The sequence below is a fragment of the Nonomuraea roseola genome (assembly GCF_039535395.1).
Lineage (GTDB): Bacteria > Actinomycetota > Actinomycetes > Streptosporangiales > Streptosporangiaceae > Nonomuraea > Nonomuraea roseola.
Genome location: NZ_BAAAXC010000005.1, coordinates 95676 through 117889 on the forward strand (window position 1 = coordinate 95676; position 22214 = coordinate 117889).

Sequence of the window (22214 nt, forward strand, 5' to 3'; positions counted from 1 at the left end):
AGAGCATGGCGCTGCGGCCCGTCGTCGTCACCGGCCTGGGCATCATCTGCGCGGCCGGCAGGGACCCCGCGGAGTTCTGGACGCGGCTCACCACGGCCAGGGGCGGGCTCGCCCCGATCGAGGACGAGGCGTTCGCCGTGTTCACGGCCAGGCACGCGGGTCAGGTGCCCGACGAGTGGATCGACGCCCAGCTGCCCGCCGGCGAGCAGGCAGGGGACCGTACCGCGCGGCTCGCGCTCGTCGCCGCCCGCCAGGCGGTCGAGCAGGCGGGGCCGGCACGGGCGGCGCCCGCCCCCGACCGGTTCGGCATCATCCTCGGCAAGTGCCAGGCGACCCCCGGGCCCGCTGGGCGCTACCAGCCCATGCACCACACCGCCGACGTGGTCGCGGAGCGGCTCGGCCTGCGCGGGCCGCGGATCCTCGTCTCGACCGCCTGCGCCGCCGGTGGCAACGCGGTCGGCCTGGCCAGGGACAAGATCCTCACCGGGGAGGCCGACGCGGTCCTGGCAGGCGGCGTCGACCCGCTGCTGTTCGGCACCTACGCGGGCTTCGCCGGGCTGCAGGCACTGAGCACCGGCCCGTGCCGGCCCTACAGCCGCTCCGACGGGCTCAACCTCGGCGAGGGCGCCGCGTTCCTGCTGCTGGAGCCGCTGGACCTGGCGCTCGCCAGAGGGGTTACGCCGCTGGCGGAGGTCGCCGGCTACGGGCTGTCCGCCGACGCCTACCACGCCACCGCCCCCGACCCCACCGGGCGCGGCGGGGCCAGCGCCGTGCGCCGCGCACTGGCCGAAGCCGGGCTCACGCCCGGCGACGTCCACTACGTCAGCGGGCACGGCACCGGCACCCCGGCCAACGACGCCATGGAGGCCAAGGTCATGCGCCTGGTCTTCGGCGAGCGGGCCGCCCGGGTACCCACCAGCAGCATCAAGTCCTTCGTCGGCCACACCCTCGGCGCCGCCGGTGCGGTCGAGGCCGTGGCCAGCGTGCTGGCCCTGCGCCACGGCGTGGCGCCGCCCACGATCGGCTTCGACGACGGCGCGCAGGCCGACCTGGACTACGTGCCGAACCAGGCCAGGGCGATGCCCATCGACACCGTGGTCTCCAACAACTACGCCTTCGGCGGCAACAACGTCTCGCTCGTGCTGGCCAGGCCCAGGGACCCGGTTCCGTACGAGCCCGCGCCCCGCAGGGAGGCGGTGATCAGCGGGCTGGGGCCGGTCACCGGCGCAGGCACCGGCATCGCCGAGACGGCCGCGGCGATCGCAGCCGGCCGCCGCGCGGCAGGGCAGGCCCCGTCGCTCGAAGGCCGGACGTTCGCGCCGCGGTCGCTGTGGCGGCACATGAACCGCCTGTCCCGCCTGGCGATCGCGGCTTCCCGCCTGGCCTGGGAGGACGCCGAGCTCAAGCTGCCGCGCAAAGCGCTGGACGACGTCGCGCTGGTCTTCGCCACAGGGGCAGGATCGGCCGAGAGCACCGGCGGCTTCGACGACAGCATCGCGCTCAACCCGAACAAGCCGGCCGTGCTGAGCTTCTCCAACGTCGTGCTGAACGCCACCGGCGGCGCGGTCTGCCAGACGCTCGGGCTGCGCGGCCCCACCACGACCCTCTGTAACGGCGCGGCGTCGGCGTCCATCGCCCTGGACTGCGCGCTGGAGATGATCGACGCGGGCAAGGCCGAGGTGGTCCTGGTCGTCGCCGCCGACGAGACGCCCGCCCGGCCCGCCCCCGGCGGCGCTTCCGCGCCGTTCGAGGACGACGGGCCGGTGCCGTACGGGGCGGAGGCGCTGGAGCCGGTGACCGGATCGGGGGCCGTGGCCTTCGTGGTGGAGTCCGCCGACCACTGCGCGGCGCGCGGCGGCAGGCCGTACGCCCGTGTGGCAGGCACCAGGCACGCGGCAGGAGAGGGAGCCGAGCCGGTGGCGCGCAGCCTCGCACTGCCCGGAGCGGCGCCCGGCCTGGTGGTCGGCGCGGCCACCGGGCTGCCCCGCGACGGCGAGGAGGCGGCGGCGGTCCTGGCCCGCATGCCGGGCGCGCTGCTCACCGCCTCGGCGGCGCTGACCGGCGACTGTCAGGCGGCCACCGGCGCGATGAACATCGCGCTGGCCGCGCTCGCCGTCCGCGACGGCCTCGCCCCCGCACTGACCGGGCTCACCGCGCCGCTCGCAGGCGACAGGGGCTCGTACGTGACCCGCCCCGAACTCGCGGGGCCGATGGCGAGCGCGCTGGCGCTGACCGCGGCGCACGACTCGGTCCGCGGCGCCGTCCTGCTGGAGGCGGTGTGAGCCAGATGCCCTTCGACGTGGCCGAGACCGACCGGCTGCTGACCACCACCCGGTCGGTGCGCCGCAGGCTGGACCTGGACAGGCCCGTGCCCCGGGAGATCGTGGAGCAGGCACTGGAGGTCGCCGTCCAGGCGCCCACCGCCAACAACCACCAGAACTGGCGCTGGCTGGTGATCACCGAGGCGGGCGTCAAGGAGAAGCTCGCCGAGATGATCCGCTCGTCCTGGGCCTTCCACCGCAACGACATGTGGACCAACGCGGGCCGGCGGCGCAACGACGCGCAGGCCCGCCGCAACTACGACTCAGCGCAGGCGCTCACCGAGACGATCGCGGCGGTGCCGGTGCTGGTCATCCCCTGCGTGCTGGGCCGGCCGCCGGACATCGCCGCCATCAACGCCCGCTGGCGCGCGCGGATGGCGGACAAGATCGCCGACGACCCCGGCCACCTCGTCCAGCACGGCGAGACGCGGGCCAGCATCTTCTACGGCTCCATCTTCCCCGCCATCTGGTCCTTCCAGCTCGCCCTGCGCAGCAGGGGGCTCGGCAGCACGATCACGTGCCTGCACGTGCCGCACGAACGCGAGACCGGGCGCCTGCTCGGCATACCCACAGGGGTCACGCAGGTCTGCATGATCCCCGTCGCCTACACGCTGGGCACCGGCTTCCGCCCGGCCGACCGCTACCGAGCCAAGGAACGCACCTACTGGGAGAGGTGGGGGCAGTGACCCGACCCGAGCCGCCCGACGTCGTCATCGTCGGCGGCGGCATCGCCGGCGCGTCCGCCGCCTGCAAGCTGACCGCCGGCGGGCTTTCCGTGGTGCTGCTGGAGAAGCAGGACACCTACCAGGACCTGGTCCGCGGCGAGTGGCTCGCGCCATGGGGGATCAGGGAGGCGCAGCGCCTGGGCGTCTACGACTGTTTCTCGGCCGGCGGCGCCTGGGAGATCCGCGAGTGGATGACCTGGGACGAAGCCGTCACGGACGACGAGGTCGAGGCGGTGGACATGACCAGGTTCATCCCCGGCGTCGGCGGCCCCATGTCCTTCCCGCACCACGCCGTGTGCGCGCTGATGGCGGAGCAGGCCGCCGCCTCGGGCGCCCGCCTGGTGATGAACGCCTCCAAGATCGTCGTCGTTCCCGGCGAGCGGCCCGCCGTCACCTACCGGACCCCCGAGGGCGCGTTCGAGCTGCGGCCCCGCCTCGTGCTCGGCGCCACCGGCCGCGGTTGCACGGTCGGCCGCCAGGTCGGCATCACCATGCGCAACTCCATGCACCACTGGGGCGGCGGCATGATGGTCGAGGACATGGCCGGCTGGCCGCCCGACGTGCAGGCCATGGGCACCGAGGGCGACGTCATGTTCATGGTCTTCCCCCAGGGCTACGGCAGGGCCCGCCTCTACCTCAACTTCCCCACCGCCAACAAGCACCGCTACAGGGGACCTGGCGGCGTCGAGCGGTTCATGGCCGCGTTCGAGCTGGAGTGCCTGCCGGACCGGGGCAAGGCGGTGACCGAGGCGACGCCCGCGGGCCCGCTGTCGGTGTGGCCGTCGGTGTCCAGCGTCCCCGAGGGGCCGCCGCTGACCGAGGGCGTCGTGCTGATCGGCGACGAGGCGGGCAACGCCGACACTGTGCTCGGCACCGGCCTGTCCTGCGCCATGCGCGACTCCCGCACGGTCTGCGACATCCTGCTGGCCTCCTCCGACTGGTCGCCCGCGGCGTTCGCGCCGTACGTGGAGGAGCGTGACTTCCGCCTGGAGCGCCTGGACTTCGGCGCCTCCATCATCAGCAGGCTGCACGTGGAGTTCGGGCCCGCCGCCGTCGAGCGCAGGCGCCGGGTCCGCAAGCTCATGGCGCGCAACTTCGCTGCGCAGGTGACCGGGCTGCTCAACATGGTCGCCCCGGAGGACGTACCGGAGTTCGGCTTCAGCGAGTTCTTCGCTGAGCGGCTGTTCAGGGAGACGGCATGACCGAGAAGCAAACCGTACGCGTCAACGACGTGGAACTCGCCTACGTGGACGAGGGCGAGGGCGACCCCGTGATCCTGCTGCACGGCTTCCCCGACTCCTCCTACCTGTGGCGTCATCAGATCCCGGCGCTCGTCGAGGGCGGTTTCCGGGTCATCGCGCCCGACCTGCGCGGCTTCGGCGACTCCGGCAAGCCGCAGGAGGCCGCCGCCTACGGCATGCAGACCATCGTCAACGACGTCGTGGCCCTCACCCTCCACCTCGGCATCAAACGCCCGCATCTGGTCGGCCACGACTGGGGGGCGGCGATCGCCTGGATGTACGCGTTCCTGATGCCGCGCAGGCTCGACCACCTGGTGGTCATGTCGGTCGGCCACCCCGGCGTCTTCGCCACGCCCTCGCTGGAGCAGCGGGCTGCCTCCTGGTACATGCTCTTCTACCAGTTCCCCGGAGTGAGCGAGGAACTGCTGCGGCGCAACGGCTGGCGGCTGTTCAAGGAGATCATGGGCCGCGAAGGCGACCACGACCGCTACCTGCGCGACCTGGCCAGACCCGGCGCGCTCACCGCCGGGCTCAACTGGTACAGGGCCAACCGCTCGCCCGAGGCCGAGCTGCGCCCTGCCCGGCCGTTCCCGCCGGTATACGCGCCGACGCTCGGCATCTGGGGCGCGGGCGACAAGGCGCTCCTGGAGGAGGGCATGGCCGCCTCCGGCAAGTACGTCAAGGGCCCGTGGCGCTACGAGCGGATCGAGGACGCCGGCCACTGGCTCCCTCTGGACGCCCCCGACGAGGTCAACAAGCTGCTGCTCGGCTTCCTCGGCACGGAACGGCCCGCGCACCAGGAGCGGCGCCCCAGGCGCCGGCTCTAGTCGGCGAAGGGAGACGACATGCTGGGCTATCTCTTCCCCGGACAGGGAACGGTCCGCGTCGGCATGGGCGCATGGCTGCGCCGCAGCCCGGCGGCCAGGCGACGCCTCGACCAGGTCGACGCGATGCTCACCCGGCCGATCTCGCCGCTGTGCGCCAGGGGGCCGCTCGACCGGCTGGTCGCCACCGAGCACGCCCAGATCGCGGTCACGGCCTGCAACCTGGCGGCGCTGGCCGTCCTCGGCGAGGAGGGGTACGAGCCCGCCGTCGTGGCCGGGCACAGCGTGGGCGAGCTGAGCGCGTTGCACGCGGCCGGCGTGCTGGACCTGGCCGGCACGGTCCGGCTGGTGGAGCTGCGCGCCAGGCTCATGGCCGGCGTGGCCGTCCGCGGCGGTATGCGGGCGGTGATGGGCCTGCCGGTGGAGCGGGTCGAGCAGCTCGCCGAGGCCGCGTCCGCGCCCGGGGAGCCAGTCGTGGTGGGACTGGAGAACGCGCCCGGGCACGTGGTGGTGTCGGGCTCGCCTCCCGCGCTCGACCGGCTCGCGGAGCTCGCCGCCGACGCCGACAAGATCGTTCCCTTGCGGGTGGGCAACGCCTTCCACTCGCCGCTGATGGCCGGCGCCGAACGCGCCTGGGCGGCGGCGGTCGAGGCGGCCCCCCATGCGCGAGCCCCGCGTTCCCGTCGTCCCCAACGTCACCGGCGAGCCCACCACAGACCTCGCCGTCCTGCGCCGCGCACTGGTCGTCCAGCTCACGGGCCGCGTCCGCTGGACCCGCACCATGGAGGCGATCGCGCCCACCCCGTCGGCCGGCATGCAGGAGACGACGACGCTCGCGCCGGTGTCCGTCGTCGAGGTGGGCGACAGCAAGGTACTCACCGGGCTGGCCCGCCGCACCGGCGTCCGCTGCCTGAGCATGACCGACCCCGCGACCCTCAGACGGCTGGCGAAGGCGGTGGCGGCGTGAAACGGTGGGGCAGCGCGATCGTCGGCCACGCGGGGCTCACCAGCCCCCGCGAGCTCGTCGGCGACATGCCGCTGGAGGTCGTCTACACGCGCGCCGAGCGCCTCAGGTCGGCGGGCGGGCGCACGCTGCAGCACTGGGCGGGACGGCTGGCCGCCAAGCGCGCCGTCCTGCGCCTGCTCGGCCTGCCGCCGACCCCCGAACGCCTCGGCCAGGTCGAGATCCTGCCGCTCCCCACCACGGCCTGCCGGGCGAGCAGCGCCTGCCTCGACGGGCACCCGCCCGCCGTACGCCTGCACGGCGACCTGGCGGCGCTCCCGTCCTGCCCCGCAGGGCCCGCGGCGCCCGACGGCGGTGCCGGGTGGATCCGGGTGTCGATCAGCCACACCGATGTCCGGGCGATGGCCCTGGCGGTGCGTACGCGGCGGTTGCCGGAAGACGGGGGCGGCTGATGGACGCCAGGAAGACGGCCGAGGCGCACCTGGAGGCGTGGCAGGCCGGCGACGCCGCGGCGGTCGCGGCCACCGCCGGCACCTATGCCGACCCCGACTGCCCAGGCCCGCTGGCCGGCGAGGCGCTGGCCGCGCACGCCGCCGCCACGCTGGCCCGCTTCAGGAACCTGAGCTTCGAGGTGGACCGCGTCACAGGGGACGGGGACGCCGCCGCCGTGTCCTGGCGGCTCACGGCCGATCACCGCGAGGCGTACCTGGGCATGCCCGCGGCCGGCGGCGCCGTCACCGTGTCCGGGCTCGACCTGGTGACCGCCGGCGCCGGCGGCGTGCACGTCCAACGCGTGTTCGACCGGCTCGCGGTCGCCGAGGCGCTCGGGTACACGGCGCGGTTCGTGCCCGCCGCCGACGGGACCCGCGAGTTCGGCGTGAGCGCCAGAGCCGCTACCGGCCGCACCGAGCGCCCCGGCGCGCTCGTCCTGACCTGGCTGGAGATCCGCGACGACGCCGAATCCGCCGACGTGGACCTGCTCAGCGTGGAGATCGTCAAGTCGCTGCGCGCCTCGCGCGGCTTCCTCGGCGTGACCACGTTCGACGTCGGCGGGCGCAAGTTCACGCTCAGCGCCTTCGACAGGCCCGAGTCGCTGCGCGCGGTCCACGCCCGGCCGCACCAGCGGGCCATGCGCCGCTTCTTCAAGGGCGGGCTGTGCACCCGCGTCCACACCAGCGTCTGGTATCCCGCCACCGTGCGCGACTACGCCCGCTGCCCCGGCTGCGCGCAGGTCGTGGCGGCGGGCTCGGCCTGCGGCTGCGGATGGACCCCCGACGACGCCTCGACGCTGTGACCGAGTGACTGGAGCCTTGATGAGGGAATTCACCACCGAGCACCGGCCCGGTGACGGAGCGCCGGCTGTGGTGTTCATGTCCGCGCTGTTCGCCGGCGGCTGGATCTGGGACCACCCCTACCACAGCCTGGCGCGGGCCGGCCGTGCCGTGCTGCGCACGAACGAGGCGATCTGCGCGATGGACCGCCAGGTGGCAGGCTCCATCGAGCGGCTCGGCGACGCGCTGCTGAGCGCCTGCGACGCCGCCGGCCTGGGCGAGATCGTCGTCTGCGCCAACTCGCTCGGCGGCCTGGTCGCCATCGACCTGGCGGGCCGCCGCCCCGACCGGGTCCGTGGCATCGTGGTGAGCGGCGCGCCCGGCCTCACCGCCGACCCGGACGTCGGGCTGAGCTTCGACCGGCGGGGCAGTGTGCGGCCCTCCGGCGACGACTTCGGCCGCCGCATGGTGGCGGCGCTCTTCCACCGCGGCTGCCACTTCTCCGCCGAGCGCATGGCGGAGGCGGGCGAGCTGATCAGCCGCCCCGACTCGATGGTGTCCATGGCCCGCAGCCTCAAGGCCACCCGCGCCTACCGCGTCGGCCCCGCCCTGGACAAGGTGGCCTGCCCCGCCCTGTACGTATGGGGACGGCACGACCGGATGACGCCGGTGGCCCCCTGGCTGGAGGCCCTCGCAGGGCGGGACGGACACGAGACGCTCCTGGTCGAGGAGAGCGGCCACATCCCGATGGTGGAGTGCGCCGAGGAGTACACCGCGGCGCTGGAGCCGTTCGTCGCCCGATGCGCGGGAGCTCTCGCGTGAGCCCGCCCGCCGTCCTCGTGGGCGTGGACATCGTGGAGTCCGGCCGGCTGGCCAGGGCCGCGGACCGGGGCGGGGAGCTCCTCGCCCGCCACGTCGCCACCGCGGCCGAGCGGCGCACGGGAGCGGGGCGCGTCGCCTTCTCGGTCAAGGAGAGCCTCATCAAGGCGGTCGGGGGCCGGCCGCCCGGCTTCACCTGGCACGACTTCGAGGCCGTGGCCACGCCCCCTGCCGCGTGGACCATGCCGCTGCTGGACGAGGCCGCCGACGAGCTGACCGCCTCCACCGGGCTGCCGCTGACCGGCGGGACGGCGTACGCGGTCCGCGGCGCCAGCGCCGGCGCGGCGCTGCTGCGGCTGAGTCCCGGCGCGCGGGGAACGGTCGAGGCCGCCGCCCGCTGGGGCGAGGGCGGCGGAGTGCTCGTGTCGCTGGCGATCGTCTACGCCGGAGCGCCGGCTGCGCAGGGGAAGGAACGCTGATGTCCGTGACGAGAACGGTCTTACCGGGGGAGTCGATCCAGCGGGCGCTGGACGAGAGCGGACCCGGCGCCAGGATCCTGCTGGAGGAGGGGACGTACGCGCAGAGTGTGTGGATCAGGCATCCCGGCGTGACGCTGAGCGGCGCAGGGGCGGGGCGCACGGTGCTGGTGCCGGGCGGCGGCGGGCCGCCCGACGTCCCCCGGCTGCACGACGCCGCCGAGGACGTGGTCAGCGGCCTGACCGTGCACGGCGAGCTCGCGGGCGCCGTGCGCGTGGAGGCGCTGACGGTGCGGGGCTTCTCCGGCGCCGGCGTCTACGCCCACTCGGCCGCCGGCGTGACCGTGCACGAGGTGGAGGTGCGCGACAACGCCGTCTGGGGGATCTACCTGCGCGAGTCCACCGGTTGCCGGGTCGTGCGCTGCCGAGCCTCGGGCAGCCAGTACGGCGGCGTCGCCCTGAGCTTCTGCCCGCGCTCCGGCGCGGAGATCGCCGCCAACGAGTGCTCCGCCAACGCCTTCGGCGTCTTCGTGGACAACTCCTCCGAGGCCAGGGTGCTGGGCAACGCCTGCCACGGCAACGCGATCGGCATCCTGCTGCTCAACCAGGTGTACGAGGGCGAGCCCGAGGGCGGCGTACGAGACTGCCTGGTGGCCGGCAACGACCTGTACGGCAACGTGCTGGCCGCGGGCGCCGAGCAGGACGGCCTGGGCGCGGCAGGCCCGCCGATCTCGGGCGTCGGCCTCGCCCTGATCGGCACGCACCGGGTCGCCGTCGTGGACAACCACATCCACGACAACCATCCCGGCGGCGAGTCGGTGATGGGCGCCGGGTTCGTCATGGGCTCCTCCAAGGACTTCGGCGGCGACGACGTCCTCGACTGCCACGTGCTGTGGAACCGGGTCACCGGCAACACCCCGCTGGACTACCAGCTCGGCGCCGACCCCGCCCGGCAGGTGTTCGCCGCCAACACCGCCGCCAAGGGCGACCCGCAGGACGTGCAGGGGTGGCGGCGATGACGGCCGCCCTGTCCTGCAGGGGACTCGGCAAGCGCTACGGCGACCTGGTCGCCGTGCACGACGTCGGCTTCTCCATCGCCCCCGGCCAGGCGTACGGCCTGCTCGGCCCCAACGGCGCGGGCAAGACCACCACGATCTCCATGCTGGTGGGTCTGCTGCGGCCGGACACGGGCACCGTGCTGGTCGGCGGCGTCGACCTGGCCGGCGAGCCGCTGCGCGCCAAGTCCAGGATCGGCTACGTGCCGCAGGAGATCGCCCTCTACCCGGAGCTGACCGGCCGGGAGAACCTGCGCTTCTTCGGCAGGCTCTTCGGCCTGCCCCGCCGCGCCCTGGCCACGCGCATCGCCGAGGTGCTCGACCTGATCGGCCTCGCCGACCGGGCCGACACCAAGCTCGGCACCTACTCGGGCGGCATGAAGCGGCGCATCAACATCGGGGCCGCCCTGCTGCACCGCCCCGAGGTGCTCATCCTCGACGAGCCCACCGTGGGCGTGGACCCGCAGAGCCGCAAGGCCATCCTCGAAGGCCTGGAACGCCTGGTCGGTGACGGCATGGCGCTGCTGTACACCTCCCACTACATGGAGGAGGTCGAGCGGGTCTGCGACCGGGTGGCGATCATCGACCACGGCCGCATCGTCGCCGACGGCACCCGCCGCGAACTGGTCTCCCTGGTCGGCGGCGCCGACACCGTCGAGCTGGTGCTCGACGGCGACGTCGAGGCCGCCTGCGCCAAGCTGCGCGCCGTCGAGGGCGTGGCCGAGGCCGTCAGGACAGGGGCCGCGTCCGTCCGCCTGATGGCTGACGGCGGCAGGTACCTGCTGCCGTCGCTCATCACCGCCGTGGAGGGGCACGCCACCGTGACGGCCACCCAGGTCATCGAACCCGACCTGGAGGCGACCTTCCTGCACCTCACCGGCACCACCCTGCGGGACTGATCATGTGGCGAGCCATGCTCACGGTGAGCGCACTCGAACTGCGCACCCGCCTGCGCGACGGCACCGCGATCGTCATCGCGCTCGTCGTGCCGGTGACCCTGGCCACGCTGTTCGGGCTGGCCCTGGGCGGCGACGACCCGCCGCTGCGCGCCACGGTCGGCTTCGTGGACCTGGACGGCGGAGAGTTCCCCGCCAGCGTGCGGCGCGAGGTGACGGCGGCCGAGGAGCTGAAGGGCAGCGTGACGCTGCGCGACCTGCCGAGCGGCGGGGAGGCGCGGCGGGCGCTCGACGCCGGCGAGATCGGCGCGGCCATCGTCTTCCCCGCCGGGTTCACCCGCAGTGTCGGCGCGGGGGAGGGCGGCGACGTCACCGTCCTGACCTCGCCCCGCTCGCCGCTGGCCGGAGTGGTCGCGGGAGCCGTCGTGGACCGCATCTCGGCGGTCGTGGACGCCAGGACGCTGGCGGTGCGCGCCGCCCTGCTCGCCGGGGTCCCAGGAGAGCGCGTCAAGGAGCTGGTGGAGCGCAACGGCGCGGCAGGGCCCGCGCTCACGCTCACCGGCGACCCGCTGGCCGGCGGCAAGGTGGACCTCGCGGTCTACTACGGCTCCGGCATGGCGGCGCTGTTCGCCTTCTTCGTCGTCGGCGCGTCGTTCAGGAGCCTGCTCACCGAGCGCAAGCTCGGCACCCTCGACCGGATGCGGGCCGGGCCGCTTGCCGCCTGGGTCCCGGTCGCGGGCAAAGCCGTGGTCGGGTTCGCGCTGGCCATGGTCAGCGTGTGCGCCACCTGGGTCTCCGGCACGCTGATCTTCGGCTCCAGCTGGGGCGACCCGCTCGCGGTGCTCGCCGTGCTGACCTCCCACGTGCTGGCCGCCGCCGCGATCACCATGCTGGTGGCCGCCAGGGTCAAGACCGACGCCCAGGCCGACGGGGTGATCATGGTCATCTCGTTCGTGATGGCGTTCCTCGGCGGCAGCCTCGTTCCGCTGCACAGCCTGCCCGGCGTGCTGCAGGCGGTGGCGCTGCTGACGCCGAACGGCTGGACCGCCACGGCGCTGGCGGAGCTGGCCGGGTCCGGCGCGGGCGTGGCCGCCGTCGTGGGGCCGATCGGCGTCCTGCTGGCGATCGCGCTCGGCGCGGGCGGCCTGGCCGTCCTCGGCTTCAGGAAGGGGATGCTGCTGTGACCCTCCGCCCGAGGCCGGTGGCCGCGCTGGTGGCCGCCAACCTGCGCAGGCACACCCGCGACCGCACCGGCCTGTTCTTCATGGTCGTCATGCCGTTCGTGTCCATCCTGTTCGTCGGCATGGCGTTCGGCGGCGGCGCGGGCTCGTCCCGGCTTCCCGTCGGCGTCGTCGCCCCCGGCTCCGACACCGTCACCGCCGCCCTGCTCGCCGAGCTGCGCAAGCATCCCGACCTGGAGGTGCGGCCCTTGGACGCGGCCGAGGACGTACGGTCCGGCGTGCGGGCCGGCTCGCTGGCCGCCGGCCTGGTCATCTCGCCCGGCGCCGGCCGCCTGGACCTCGTCGTGACCCAGACCAACGGCAGCGGCCTGGCCGCCCGCGGCGCCATCGACAGTGCGGTCGCCAAGGTCGCCGCCGTCCTTGAGGCCACCAGGGCCGTCGTGGCCGCGGGCGCCACCCCCGAGCAGGCCGCCGGGTACGTGCGCAGGGCGCAGGCCGAGTCGGGCCGCGTCGGCGTGACCGGCTCGGCCACGGGCGGCGGCGACCCGCGCGGCTTCGCGTACACGGCCCCGGCCAACCTGCTGCTGTTCACCTTCATCAACTCGATGGCCGTGGCGGCCGCCCTGGTGGAGAGTCGCCGGCTCGGCATGCTGCAGCGCGCGCTCACCGCGCCAGTGCGGCGCCGGTCGGTGCTGCTCGGCGAGGCGCTGAGCCGCCTGTTCGTCGCGCTCGCGCAGGCCGCGCTCATCGTGGTGGTCAGTGCGCTGGCGTTCGGCGTCTCGTGGGGCGACCCGCTCGGAGTGGCGGCCGTCGTGGGCGTGTTCGCGCTCGTCGCGACAGGAGCCGCGCTCCTCGTCGGCACGCTGCTGCGTTCGCCCGACCAGGCTCCGGCGATCGGCCCGCCGCTCGGCGTGGTCCTCGGGATGCTCGGCGGCTGCCTGTGGCCGCGCGAGTCCTCGGGAGAGGTGCTCAACGCCATCGGCCACCTCTTCCCGCACGCCTGGGGGATGGACGCGCTGCTGACGCTCGCCGAGCCCGGCACCGGCCTGGACGCGGTGCTGCCCCAGCTCGGCGTGCTCGCAGGGATGGCCGCCCTGCTCCTGGTCACCTCCCTGGTCCTGTTCAGCCGCCGTACCCCGGCCCGCACGTGAGCGCCGGGCAGGAAGGAGGGAACGCGATGAAGGGCATCCTGCTCGCCGGAGGGCGGGGCACCCGCCTGCTGCCCACCACGCTGGCGGTCTCCAAGCAACTCCTGCCGGTCAACGACAAGCCGCTGGTGTACTTCCCGCTGTCGGTGCTCATGCTGGCCGGCATCAGAGACATCCTGATCATCACCACGCCCCGGGACCTGCCGCAACTGCACCGCCTGCTCGGCGACGGCTCCCACCTCGGGCTCCGCCTCGACTACGCCGAACAGCCCGAGCCCAACGGCATCGCAGAGGCCCTGCTGATCGGGGCCGGGCACATCGGCGGCGACCCGGTCGCGCTCGTCCTCGGCGACAACGTCTTCCACGGCCACTCCTTCCAGGAACTGCTCCGTCAGGAGTGCCGCAGCCTGGACGGCTGCGTGCTGTTCGGCTACCCGGTCGGCGACCCCCACCGGTACGGCATCGGCGAGACGGCCGCGGACGGCCGGCTGCTGTCCATCGTGGAGAAGCCGGCGGCGCCCCGCTCCAACCGCGCGATCGTCGGTCTCTACCTGTACGACGGCGACGCGGTCGACATCGCCAAGAACCTCACCCCGTCGGCACGGGGCGAGCTGGAGATCACCGACCTCAACCGCGTCTACCTCGAACGGGGCAAGGCGAAGCTGGTCGACCTCGGTCGCGGCTTCGCCTGGCTGGACGCGGGAACCCCCGAGTCGCTGCTCCAGGCGGGCCAGTACGTCCAGCTCATGGAGCAGCGGCAGGGCGTGCGGATCGCCTGCCTGGAGGAGATCGCTCTGCGCATGGGCTACATCGACGCCGAGACGTGCCACCGGCTCGGCGTCGAACTCGGCACGTCCGCCTACGGCCAGTACGTCATTTCAGTGGCCGAGCGGTTCGCGAACAGGTGAGTAAGGAGTGACCATCATGTCCATGACGGCGCTGTTCACCGGCAGGTCGCCCTCCGGTGGCGAGCATGTGACCGACGTGTACCACTATGCCGCCCGAAAGGGGGCGATCGAGGCGGTCGAAGTCGCCGCCGCCGACCTGGGGATCGACGTCCACCTGGTGAGCGAGGCCGTGCGGCACCTGATGGAGAGCCGCCTGCTGCGCGCCGACGACGGCGCGGGCGGACGGTTCGTGCCCGTCGATCCCGATCTCGCGGTCGCCTCGCTGGTGTCCTCCGTCGAGCGGGAGATCTACCGGCGGCGCGAGCTCATCGACCAGATCCGCGAGCGGGTCGGCGTCTTCGGCGCCAGGACCGGCGGCGATCCTCCGCCCAGCACCGTGGAGTACCTGGTGGGAGCCATGGAGGTGCGCGGCTTCCTGAAGACGGCCGGCGACGCCTGCCGCGACGAGCTGCTCGTCCTGCAGGGCGGCGTGGGCGAGGCCGGCGACCTGTCGCAGATGTTCCTGGTGCTGGTCGCCAGGGGCGTGACCGTGCGGGTCATCTGCCAGCACCGCAGCAGGGCCGACGTGGCCACGCGGCTGGCGATGAAGCGGCTGACCGACGCCGGCGTGGAGGTCTACACCGTCAGCCACGTGCCCCGCTCGGCGATCGTCTTCGACCGGTCACTCGTCGTCCTGTTCGGCGACGGCGAGGGCGGCGAAGGCGGCGACGTCAGCCTCGCCCGGGTGCGCAACCAGGGGATCGCCCAGTTCTTCCTCGACATGTTCAACCATCTGTGGGAGACCGCGACGCCGCTGGAGGGCGTCGAGTTCGGCTACGCCACCGTCGCCGACGACCTCCAGCAGTCCATCGCCGCGCTCATGGCCAAGGGCTACACCGACGAGGTGGTGGCCAGGAAGCTCGGCATGTCGGTGCGCAGCTGCCGCCGGCACATCGCCACCCTCATGCGCGACCTCGACGCCACCAGCCGCTTCCAGGCCGGGGTGGAAGCGGCCAGGAAGTTCCTCAAGACGGGCTGAAGGGGGCGTGGCCGCCCATGGCGACGACCACGCCGGCCAGGTCGCGGGCCCGTTCGACGATCAGGTCGAGGCCGAGCACCAGATCTTCGAACGGCATCCTGGCGTCCAGGCAGATCCGGACCGAGCTGTTGGCGTCCTGTGCGCTCAGGCCGATGGCGGTCAGGACGTGCGAGGGCTCCTGCGAGCCGGAGTTGCACGCCGACCCGGTGGCCAGCGCCACCGTCGACAGGCTGGAGACCAGGCTCTCACCTCGCACGCCGGGCAGGACCACGTTGAGCACGTGCGGCACGCCGTGGCGCGGGTCGCCGTTGACGCGCACGCCCGGCAGTCCCGCGCGCAGCATGTCCAGCGCGGTGGCGCGCAGCTCGACGGCCCGCCGCCGCTCGGCGTCCAGCCGGGCCAGCGCCAGCTCGCACGCCTTGCCCAGCCCGACCACCAGGTGCGTCGGGATCGTCCCGCTGCGCAGCTCGTACTGCCCGCCGCCGAACATGACCGGCCGCAGCCGATGGCGGATCTCCGGCCGGACGTACAACGCGCCGACGCCCTTGGGGCCGCGGATCTTGTGCCCGGACAGCGACATCGTGTCGACCTCGGCCTCCCGCACGCGCAGCGGGACCCGCCCGGCCGCCTGGGCGGCGTCCACGTGCAGCATGGCCCCGACCTCGTGGCAGAGCGCGGCCATCGCCGCCACCGGCTGCACGGTGCCGATCTCGCTGTTGACCCAGGCAGTGGTCGCCACCCTGGAGTGCAGGTCGAGCAGGCCGGCCAGGTGCTGCAGGTCGATCCTGCCATCCGGTCCGACCCGCATCGTCCGGACGTCCACGCCGCGGGCGGCCAGCGCCCTGCCGATCGCCAGCGACGACTTGTGGTCGGTCGGGCAGAACAGCCCGCTGACCGGCGCCCGGTCGTCGTGGCCGAACATGCCGAGCAGCGCCAGATTGTTGCCCTCTGTCGCGCCGGAGGTGAACACCACGTCGGCGGGGTCAGCCCCCATGAGGGCGGCCACCGAGGCGGCCGCCTCGTCCACGGCCCGCCTCGCCCGCTTGCCGAGCACGTGCGGCGACGACGGGTTGCCGTACTCCTCGCGGAGGAACGGCAGCATCGCCTCGAACACCTCGTCGTCCACCCGCGTCGTCGCGCAGCCGTCCAGGTAGATGAGCTTCTTCACGACGTCAGCTCCGGAACGTGCTGACGGTGACGAGCTTGCCGTAGATCTCCTCGGCGGACATCTCGCCGCTGCCGCCGGGATCGGCGATCACCACCCGCATGCCAGGAAGGTCGTACAGGCTCAGCGCGATGTCCACGCCGGTCTGCACGGGCATCAGGCACTCGCCCGGCGCGAAGATCAGGATCGCCCGGTAGCCGGCCCGGTACACCTCGGCGACCATCTCGGTGATCTCGCCTGCGCAGCCGGTGATGCCGCAGCTGATCAGCGTGCGGTAGTTGCCGGCGGCGTCGAGGAAGGCCACCTCGCTGTCCCCGCTCCCGCCGTCGAGGTAGCGCTTCTCCAGACGGCCCTGCTTGACCAGCCGGTCGGCGGCCTTCTGGAAGCGGTACTTCAGCCAGGTCTCGGGGAAGGCCAGCGGATGCTTCCTGCTCGGCAGCACGTCCGCGGCCGACAGCCCGGCCTCGCAGAGGATCTTCTCGTAGGCCGGGGGCAGCGTGGTGAAGCTTTCGAAGAACTCCGCGCGCAGCTCGCTCGCGGGCCGGTCCGCCGCCGGCACGTACTGCCAGTCGTTGACGAGCAGGAGCAGCCGGGAGTCCACCCCTGCCGCGGCGTAGTCGCGCAGCAGGCCGGCCGACAACTCCCAGGTGTAGCCGGGGAAGATGCCGACGCGACCGGCGATGCGGCGGCGCATGGTCTCGTCCGCCTGCTCCTCGATGACGCCGGGGACGAGCCGCCCCGACGCCTCGTCCTCGAACAGCATGAAGTGGCCGCCCATGACGACCAGGCCGCCGAGGTCCTCGCCGGGCAGCTCCTGGGCTATCGCGTCGCGGAGCTCCTGCTCGGAGGCGACCAGCCGGCGTGACCTGGACACCTGGCCGGTGGATACGTGGTTCATGATGGTGTCACTCCGAATTCACGGGGTTCTGGGCAGGGGCGGTCCGCGGGTTCGGGGCCAGCCGGGAGGCCAGCGCGCCCAGCGGCGCAGGACCGGCGAGCTGGTTGAGGGTCAGGCCCTCCCAGCCGCGCCTGGTGAGCTCGGCCAGCACCTGCGGGATGCGCAGGGCCTGACCTCCGGCGAGGGTGTAGCTGTCGGACAGGTCGAGGTCGCCGAGGCCGTGCGCCTGCCGCACGGCCTCGGCCAGCGCCCGGGCGGCAGGGCCCGCCTCGCCGTCCCAGACCTCGATCGGGGCGGCGGCGGGCGCGCAGCGGGGCGGTTCGAACCCGGCCAGCCGGGCCGCCTCACTCAGCGGCAGGTCGGTGGCGGGGTCGTCGTGCGCGAGCACCAGCGCCTCCATGCCGCGCAGGAAGCGCTCCACGGCCACGGAGTCCATGACCGGCGAGGCGGCGTGGAGCGCCACGGCGACGGCGTCACGCCACTCGTCCACGCGCAGGTAGGTGTCGGAGCCGTGGTGCGCCCAGGCCTCCGGGACCGGGTTCCAGGCGAAGGCGGTGCGCCGGCCGCCGTACTCCTTGGTGCGCTGCTTGATGAAGTTGATCTCCGAGCCCAGCCGTACGGTCGCGCCGCGCAGGGAGCCCTCCCGCGACACCATCTCGACGACCTTGTCGTAGGGCACGTACGCGTGCTCCCCTGCCCGCTCGTAGGCGCTCGCCACCCGGCGTAGCAGCTCGCCGAACGACGGGTCGCCGGCGCAGCCGACCCGCACCAGCATCGGCGAGAACATGCACGTCAGCACGTCCGGGCAAGGGTGGGACCCGCGGTTGCTGACGAACGCCAGGTGCGCGACGCTGTCCTGGCCGGTGTAGGCGGCCATCATCGCGGTGTAGGCGGCCACGTGCACCAGCGACGGCCACACGCCGTGCCGGTCGGCCAGGCGCCGCGAGACCCCCAACATCGCCGGTGAGACCAGTGTCGCGTGCCGGGCGGGCGGCTCTGACCGCGCCCCGCGCCGCGCCGCGAACGGGTCGGCGGGCAACCCGGCCACCTCGTCCTGCCAGTACGCCATCGCCTGCGACGCCAGGATGGCGGCGTCGGCCGACGCCTCGTACCGGGCCAGGTCGGCGGGCTGACGGCGCACAGGGAGCAGGGCCGCAGGACGGCGGGCGGCGGCGCCTGCGCTCTGCGCGCGCAGCTCCCGCTTGATCTCGCCGAGCGTCCACACGTCCACGGCCAGGTGGTTGAACACCAGCACGCAGTGCCTCGGCACGCCGCCCGAAGTGATCAGGCAGGCCCGGATCGGCCACTCGGCGGCGAGGTCGAACGGCCTGCCGGTGAGCTCCTCGACCACGTCGGCGGGCGCGGCGGTGCCGTCCCGCTCGGTGGTGGCCACCGTGACCGGTAGCGGCGCGGCCGGATGCACCCGCTGCGCCGGCTCAGGGCCGAGGTCGAAGGTGGTGCGCAGGATCTCGTGCCGGCGCGCCAGGTAGGTGAGCATCGCCCTGCAGGCGGCGACCGTGAGCCCAGCGGGCAGATCGAAGCGCAGGACCACGTGCGTCTCGCGCTGGTGGCGGGGCGGCAGCTGATGGAACCGCAGCCACATGTAGCGCTGTCCCCAGCCCAGGTTCGCGGATTTCACCGGTTCCCACCCCCAGCGGTTGTCGCATAATCCCGGACACGTTCGAGGATCAGCTTTTCCGGCACCTGGCACAACCACTGCTCAATGGCAGGTTCCGGCCCGGGATAAGCTGCCACGTGCGCCTTTCCCCGGCCGCCTTGACCGGTGCCCGGCCATTCGGCAGCCTCGATATCGGCGAGTATTCTCCGCTGGATTCGAGGTAACGCGATGCTGGAAATACCGGACCGGTTCCAGAGCATTCTGCGCGCGCATCTGCCGTACGCGGAGGCGGGCGGGCTGACCGCCCGCGACGAGCTGTCCGCGCTCGGCCTCGACTCGATGGGCGTCGTGCGCCTGCTCGTCGACATCGAGAACGGCTACGCGGTCGAACTGCCCGACGAGATCCTGGACGAGGCCACGTTCGCGACCGTCGGCTCGTTGTGGCGGGCGCTGTCCACGCTCATGACGACAGGATCGGACAGCTCCCGGTCGTTCTGACGCGGGTCACCTGCCCAGCAGGCCCACCAGGGCCCGCCGGTCCACCTTGCCGTTGGCGTTGAGCGGCAGCTCCGCCAGCACCGTGACCGAGCGGGGCACCATGTATCCGGGCAGCGCCCGCGTGACGCCCTTGACCAGCGTCGTCGCGTCCAGGCCCGCGCCTGTGCAGGCGGCGGCCAGCTCCGCCTCGCCGTCGGGGCCCGGCACCGCCAGCACGATCGCCTCCCGCACCCCCGGCTGTCCGCGCAGGGCGCACTCGACCTCACCCAGCTCCACCCGGTGGCCCGAGATCTTCACCTGCTGGTCCAACCGGCCCAGGTGCACCAGGAGCCCGTCGCGCCACGCCACCCGGTCCCCGGTGCGGTACCACAGCTCGGGCGCGGCCGTGTCGCCCGTCGCGGCGGGGACGGCGGAGCCGCCGTCGAAGGCGGCGAACCGGCCCGCGTTCGCCGCCGGATCGGTGTAACCGGGGAAGCGCTGCACCCCCCGCAGGCACAGCTCGCCCTCCTCGGCGGGCCGCCCGTCCCCGTCGAGCACCAGATGCTCGACGCCGGGGTACGGCAGGCCGATCGGCACCGTGCCGTTGACCGTCTCCGGCCAGCGGGACCGGTCGGCCGGCAGGCGGTACTCGGTGCAGCTGAGCGTCAGCTCCGTCGGGCCGTACAGGTTCTCCAGGACGCTGCCGGGCGCGGCCACCCGCCAGGCGTCGGCCTGCCGCAGGGTGAGGGGCTCCCCGCAGAACAGGCTCCACCGCAGCGACGGCATCGCCGCAGGAGTCAGCCGGCGCAGCCGCATGGCCACCGACACCACCGACGGCACCGAGAACCAGTGGGTCAGCCGTTCCCGAGCGGCGAACGCGACGGGCTTGAGCAGGTCGTAGCGGCCGGGCACGACGAGCGTCGCGCCGCTGCCCCAGGTGGCGAACAGGTCGAACACCGACAGGTCGAACGTCAGGTCGAAGGTCTGGGAGACGCGGCTGCCGGGGCCGAGCTCGTACCGGGGGATCACGTGCCGCAGGTAGGCGTCCACGCCGCGGTGGCGCACCGGCACCCCCTTCGGGACCCCGGTGGATCCCGACGTGAACAGCACGTAGGCCAGGTCGTCGGCGCCCGCCTCCCGAAGGGCGGCGGCGGTGCGCGGGCCGGTCCGCAGGGCGCCCTGCCCCACCCGCAAGGTGCGCGGTCCGCGCCCTGACGGCTCGGCGAGATCCGGCGGCTCGTGGGAGGCGTCGGACAGCACGAGGTCGAGGCGGGCGGAGGCGGCCACCAGGCGGTTGCGCGCGGCCGGCGCGGCCGGGTTCAGCGGGACCGCCGCCGCGCCCAGCCGCTGGATCGCCAGATACCCGGCGTAGGCCAGGACGCCGCGGCCCGCGTGCAGCCCCACCCGCGCCGGAGGCCGGTCGCAGGTGGCCGCGATCCGCGCCGCGAGGCCCCCGGACATCGTCTCCAGCTCGGCGTAGGTGTACCGCTCGCCGCCGACCTCCAGGGCGACCCGATCGCCGAAACGCGCCGCGGAAGCGGCGAACCACTGGTAGAGGGTGCGTGCCATGGGCTCTCCACGGTGATGGCCCGGCCGCTACCCGGGCGGCTCGGGCGGGCGGGAGGGGAACAGCGCCGGCGGCAGCTCCTCGCCCGCGCTCCACAGGTCCTTCAACGCCCGGCCGGGGTCGGTCAGCGCGAGCTGCATTCCCAGCGGGATCGTCCGCATGATGTCGATCATCGCAGGGGCCGGCAGCACCTCGGGGTCGGCCAGCATGAGCACGCTGGTGCGCCCGCCCCGCACCTCGATCCGGACCCGGAAGGCCTGCCCGTACGGCTGGGCCAGAGGCGTCCAGGCCAGCTCGGCGGGCGTCTGGTTGGCCGGATCGCACGGCCGCCTGTCCACCTGGATGTAGTTGAACCAGGCCCGGAAGAGGTGGTTGATCCAGCAGCCGTGCTCCGGCGCAGGCCCGGCGGCCCCGGCCACCTCGGCGATCCGGTCGACGTCGTAGGACCCGTGACGGTAGGCCCGGGCGCCCGCCCAGTGCAGGCGCCTGATGTGCTCGGCGAGCGTGGCCCGCCGGTCGACCTCCGTGACGACGGGGATGAGCTGGTTCATCGTGCCGATGAGGTGCTGGTCCTCAGGGGCGAACCGGTTGGACGACATCAGGCTCATCGTGACCCGGCCGGTGCCGAGATGCCTGGCCAGACCGGCGGCCACGAAGGCCATCACCACCGCAGGGGCGGTGACGCCGTGCCTGCGGGCCGCCTCCGCCGCCAGGCCGCCCAGGCGCCGCGAGTGCAGGGTCAGCTCCAGCCGCTCCCGCTTGACCCGCGCGGGCAGCGTCGGCAGCCCGTCCGTGAGCCCCTCGGCCAGCACCCCCCGCCAGTAGCGCTCCGCGCCCTCCTGCCGGGGCCGCCAGGCCGCCCCGCGCTGCCGCCGCGCCAGCTCGCGCGGCGGAGGCCCTGGCGGCGCCACCGCGCCCGCGCCGGACGTCAGCGCCTTGAACTCGTCCTGCAGGTGGTGGATCGACCACAGGTCGACGATCAAATGGGAGAAGGTCAGCGACAGGTACACCGGGGCGCCCCGCGAGCTGACCATCCGGCCGCGCCAGTTGAGGTCGCCGGCCATCGCGAACGGCAGCGCCACCAGCTCGGCCTTGGTCCGCTCGTGCTCCGAGGGGTCGGTGACGATCCGGTCGACCCGCTCGATCGGCGGCGCCACGCCCTCGTGCACGTGCTGGACCGGGCCGTCGCCGCCCGGGTGGTAGGTGGTCCGCAGGGCCTCGTGCCGCTCGACGAGCCGCTCCAGCGCGGCCGTCACCTGCCCGGTGGACAGGCCACGCAGATCCCAGGTGGCCGGCAGGTTCGCCTCGGCCAGCCAGTCCTCCGGATACCGCTCGATCTCTCGCCAGCTGAAGAGCTGGCCGTGGCTGAGCGGAGACTCGACGGGCATGCGCCCCTCCTCCCGCGGATTTCTCCGTCCGTCATTCATCCCCGAGCCGGACGTCCGGGTCAAGGCTCAGCCCGGTCGGAGGCGATGGCAATAAATGGCGGCAACAAGGTGCCGCCCGCAGACCGTGTGCCGCATGAGAACCGGCAATTAGGGTCTCACTCACTATGCAATAGCCGCGAACTCGTCCGGCTGTCGGTAAATGCATCACAGCCGTTCGGATAAACGGCGTCTTATGGACGCCCGAGGCTTGGGGT

The 22214-nt window shown here is 73.6% G+C and carries 20 protein-coding genes; 15 read left to right on the forward strand and 5 right to left on the reverse strand.

Annotation, left to right across the window (positions count from 1 at the left end; all coding sequences use genetic code 11):
• Positions 1-5: 5 nt before the first annotated feature.
• Genes ABFX55_RS02430 through ABFX55_RS02495 form a run of 14 tightly spaced genes read left to right on the forward strand, consistent with a single transcriptional unit; the run spans position 6 to position 14847 of the window.
• Complete coding sequence (locus ABFX55_RS02430) at positions 6-2282, forward strand: beta-ketoacyl synthase N-terminal-like domain-containing protein (RefSeq protein ID WP_346117157.1); 2277 nt, start codon at positions 6-8, stop codon at positions 2280-2282.
• A 5-nt stretch (positions 2283-2287) separates the two neighbouring features.
• Complete coding sequence (locus ABFX55_RS02435) at positions 2288-3007, forward strand: nitroreductase family protein (RefSeq protein ID WP_346118285.1); 720 nt, start codon at positions 2288-2290, stop codon at positions 3005-3007.
• Complete coding sequence (locus ABFX55_RS02440; RefSeq protein ID WP_346117159.1) at positions 3004-4248, forward strand: FAD-dependent oxidoreductase; 1245 nt, start codon at positions 3004-3006, stop codon at positions 4246-4248. The genes ABFX55_RS02435 and ABFX55_RS02440 overlap by 4 nt, the downstream gene beginning before the upstream one ends.
• The gene (locus ABFX55_RS02445; protein WP_346117161.1) at positions 4245-5114 is read left to right on the forward strand and encodes an alpha/beta fold hydrolase; all 870 of its coding nucleotides are present in this window, start codon (positions 4245-4247) and stop codon (positions 5112-5114) included. The genes ABFX55_RS02440 and ABFX55_RS02445 overlap by 4 nt, the downstream gene beginning before the upstream one ends.
• Positions 5115-5132: 18 nt before the next feature.
• A complete protein-coding gene (locus ABFX55_RS02450) occupies positions 5133-6527 on the forward strand; it encodes an acyltransferase domain-containing protein (protein WP_346117163.1) in 1395 nt (464 codons plus the stop codon).
• On the forward strand, positions 6527-7369 hold the full coding sequence (locus ABFX55_RS02455; RefSeq protein ID WP_346117165.1) for an ester cyclase: 843 nt from the start codon (positions 6527-6529) through the stop codon (positions 7367-7369). Before ABFX55_RS02450 ends, ABFX55_RS02455 begins: the two co-directional genes overlap by 1 nt.
• Positions 7370-7388: 19 nt before the next feature.
• Entirely contained in the window at positions 7389-8168 is a 780-nt protein-coding gene (locus ABFX55_RS02460) for an alpha/beta fold hydrolase (protein ID WP_346117167.1), read from the forward strand.
• A complete protein-coding gene (locus tag ABFX55_RS02465) occupies positions 8165-8644 on the forward strand; it encodes a 4'-phosphopantetheinyl transferase superfamily protein (RefSeq protein WP_346117169.1) in 480 nt (159 codons plus the stop codon). Before ABFX55_RS02460 ends, ABFX55_RS02465 begins: the two co-directional genes overlap by 4 nt.
• Complete coding sequence (locus ABFX55_RS02470) at positions 8644-9660, forward strand: right-handed parallel beta-helix repeat-containing protein (RefSeq protein WP_346117171.1); 1017 nt, start codon at positions 8644-8646, stop codon at positions 9658-9660. The genes ABFX55_RS02465 and ABFX55_RS02470 overlap by 1 nt, the downstream gene beginning before the upstream one ends.
• Positions 9657-10595, forward strand: a complete 939-nt coding sequence (locus ABFX55_RS02475; RefSeq protein ID WP_346117173.1) for an ABC transporter ATP-binding protein — start codon at positions 9657-9659, stop codon at positions 10593-10595. The genes ABFX55_RS02470 and ABFX55_RS02475 overlap by 4 nt, the downstream gene beginning before the upstream one ends.
• Before the next feature lie 14 nt (positions 10596-10609).
• The gene (locus ABFX55_RS02480; RefSeq protein ID WP_346117174.1) at positions 10610-11776 is read left to right on the forward strand and encodes an ABC transporter permease; all 1167 of its coding nucleotides are present in this window, start codon (positions 10610-10612) and stop codon (positions 11774-11776) included.
• Complete coding sequence (locus tag ABFX55_RS02485; RefSeq protein ID WP_346117176.1) at positions 11773-12924, forward strand: ABC transporter permease; 1152 nt, start codon at positions 11773-11775, stop codon at positions 12922-12924. Before ABFX55_RS02480 ends, ABFX55_RS02485 begins: the two co-directional genes overlap by 4 nt.
• 26 nt (positions 12925-12950) lie before the next feature.
• On the forward strand, positions 12951-13829 hold the full coding sequence (gene rfbA, locus ABFX55_RS02490) for a glucose-1-phosphate thymidylyltransferase RfbA (RefSeq protein ID WP_346117178.1): 879 nt from the start codon (positions 12951-12953) through the stop codon (positions 13827-13829).
• Between the two features lie 16 nt (positions 13830-13845).
• The gene (locus ABFX55_RS02495; RefSeq protein ID WP_346117180.1) at positions 13846-14847 is read left to right on the forward strand and encodes a hypothetical protein; all 1002 of its coding nucleotides are present in this window, start codon (positions 13846-13848) and stop codon (positions 14845-14847) included.
• On the opposite strand, the gene ABFX55_RS02500 is transcribed toward ABFX55_RS02495, so the two are convergent.
• Genes ABFX55_RS02500 through ABFX55_RS02510 form a run of 3 tightly spaced genes read right to left on the reverse strand, consistent with a single transcriptional unit; the run spans position 14834 to position 18549 of the window.
• The gene (locus ABFX55_RS02500) at positions 14834-16015 is read right to left on the reverse strand and encodes a cysteine desulfurase family protein (protein WP_346117182.1); all 1182 of its coding nucleotides are present in this window, start codon (positions 16013-16015) and stop codon (positions 14834-14836) included. The genes ABFX55_RS02495 and ABFX55_RS02500 overlap by 14 nt on opposite strands.
• 4 nt (positions 16016-16019) lie before the next feature.
• Positions 16020-16910 (reverse strand): hypothetical protein, encoded by an 891-nt coding sequence (locus tag ABFX55_RS02505; protein WP_346117184.1) that lies wholly within the window; start codon positions 16908-16910, stop codon positions 16020-16022.
• A 7-nt stretch (positions 16911-16917) separates the two neighbouring features.
• The gene (locus tag ABFX55_RS02510) at positions 16918-18549 is read right to left on the reverse strand and encodes a condensation domain-containing protein (protein ID WP_346117186.1); all 1632 of its coding nucleotides are present in this window, start codon (positions 18547-18549) and stop codon (positions 16918-16920) included.
• A 207-nt stretch (positions 18550-18756) separates the two neighbouring features.
• On the opposite strand from ABFX55_RS02510, the gene ABFX55_RS02515 reads away from it, so the two are divergent.
• Positions 18757-19026: a phosphopantetheine-binding protein gene (locus tag ABFX55_RS02515; RefSeq protein WP_346117188.1), complete on the forward strand. Its 270-nt coding sequence runs from the start codon at positions 18757-18759 to the stop codon at positions 19024-19026.
• A gap of 6 nt (positions 19027-19032) precedes the next feature.
• On the opposite strand, the gene ABFX55_RS02520 is transcribed toward ABFX55_RS02515, so the two are convergent.
• Both ABFX55_RS02520 and ABFX55_RS02525 read right to left on the reverse strand, forming a co-directional pair.
• A complete protein-coding gene (locus tag ABFX55_RS02520) occupies positions 19033-20574 on the reverse strand; it encodes an amino acid adenylation domain-containing protein (RefSeq protein WP_346117190.1) in 1542 nt (513 codons plus the stop codon).
• 27 nt (positions 20575-20601) lie between these two features.
• Positions 20602-21960: a condensation domain-containing protein gene (locus ABFX55_RS02525; protein ID WP_346117192.1), complete on the reverse strand. Its 1359-nt coding sequence runs from the start codon at positions 21958-21960 to the stop codon at positions 20602-20604.
• Between the last annotated feature and the right edge of the window lie 254 nt (positions 21961-22214).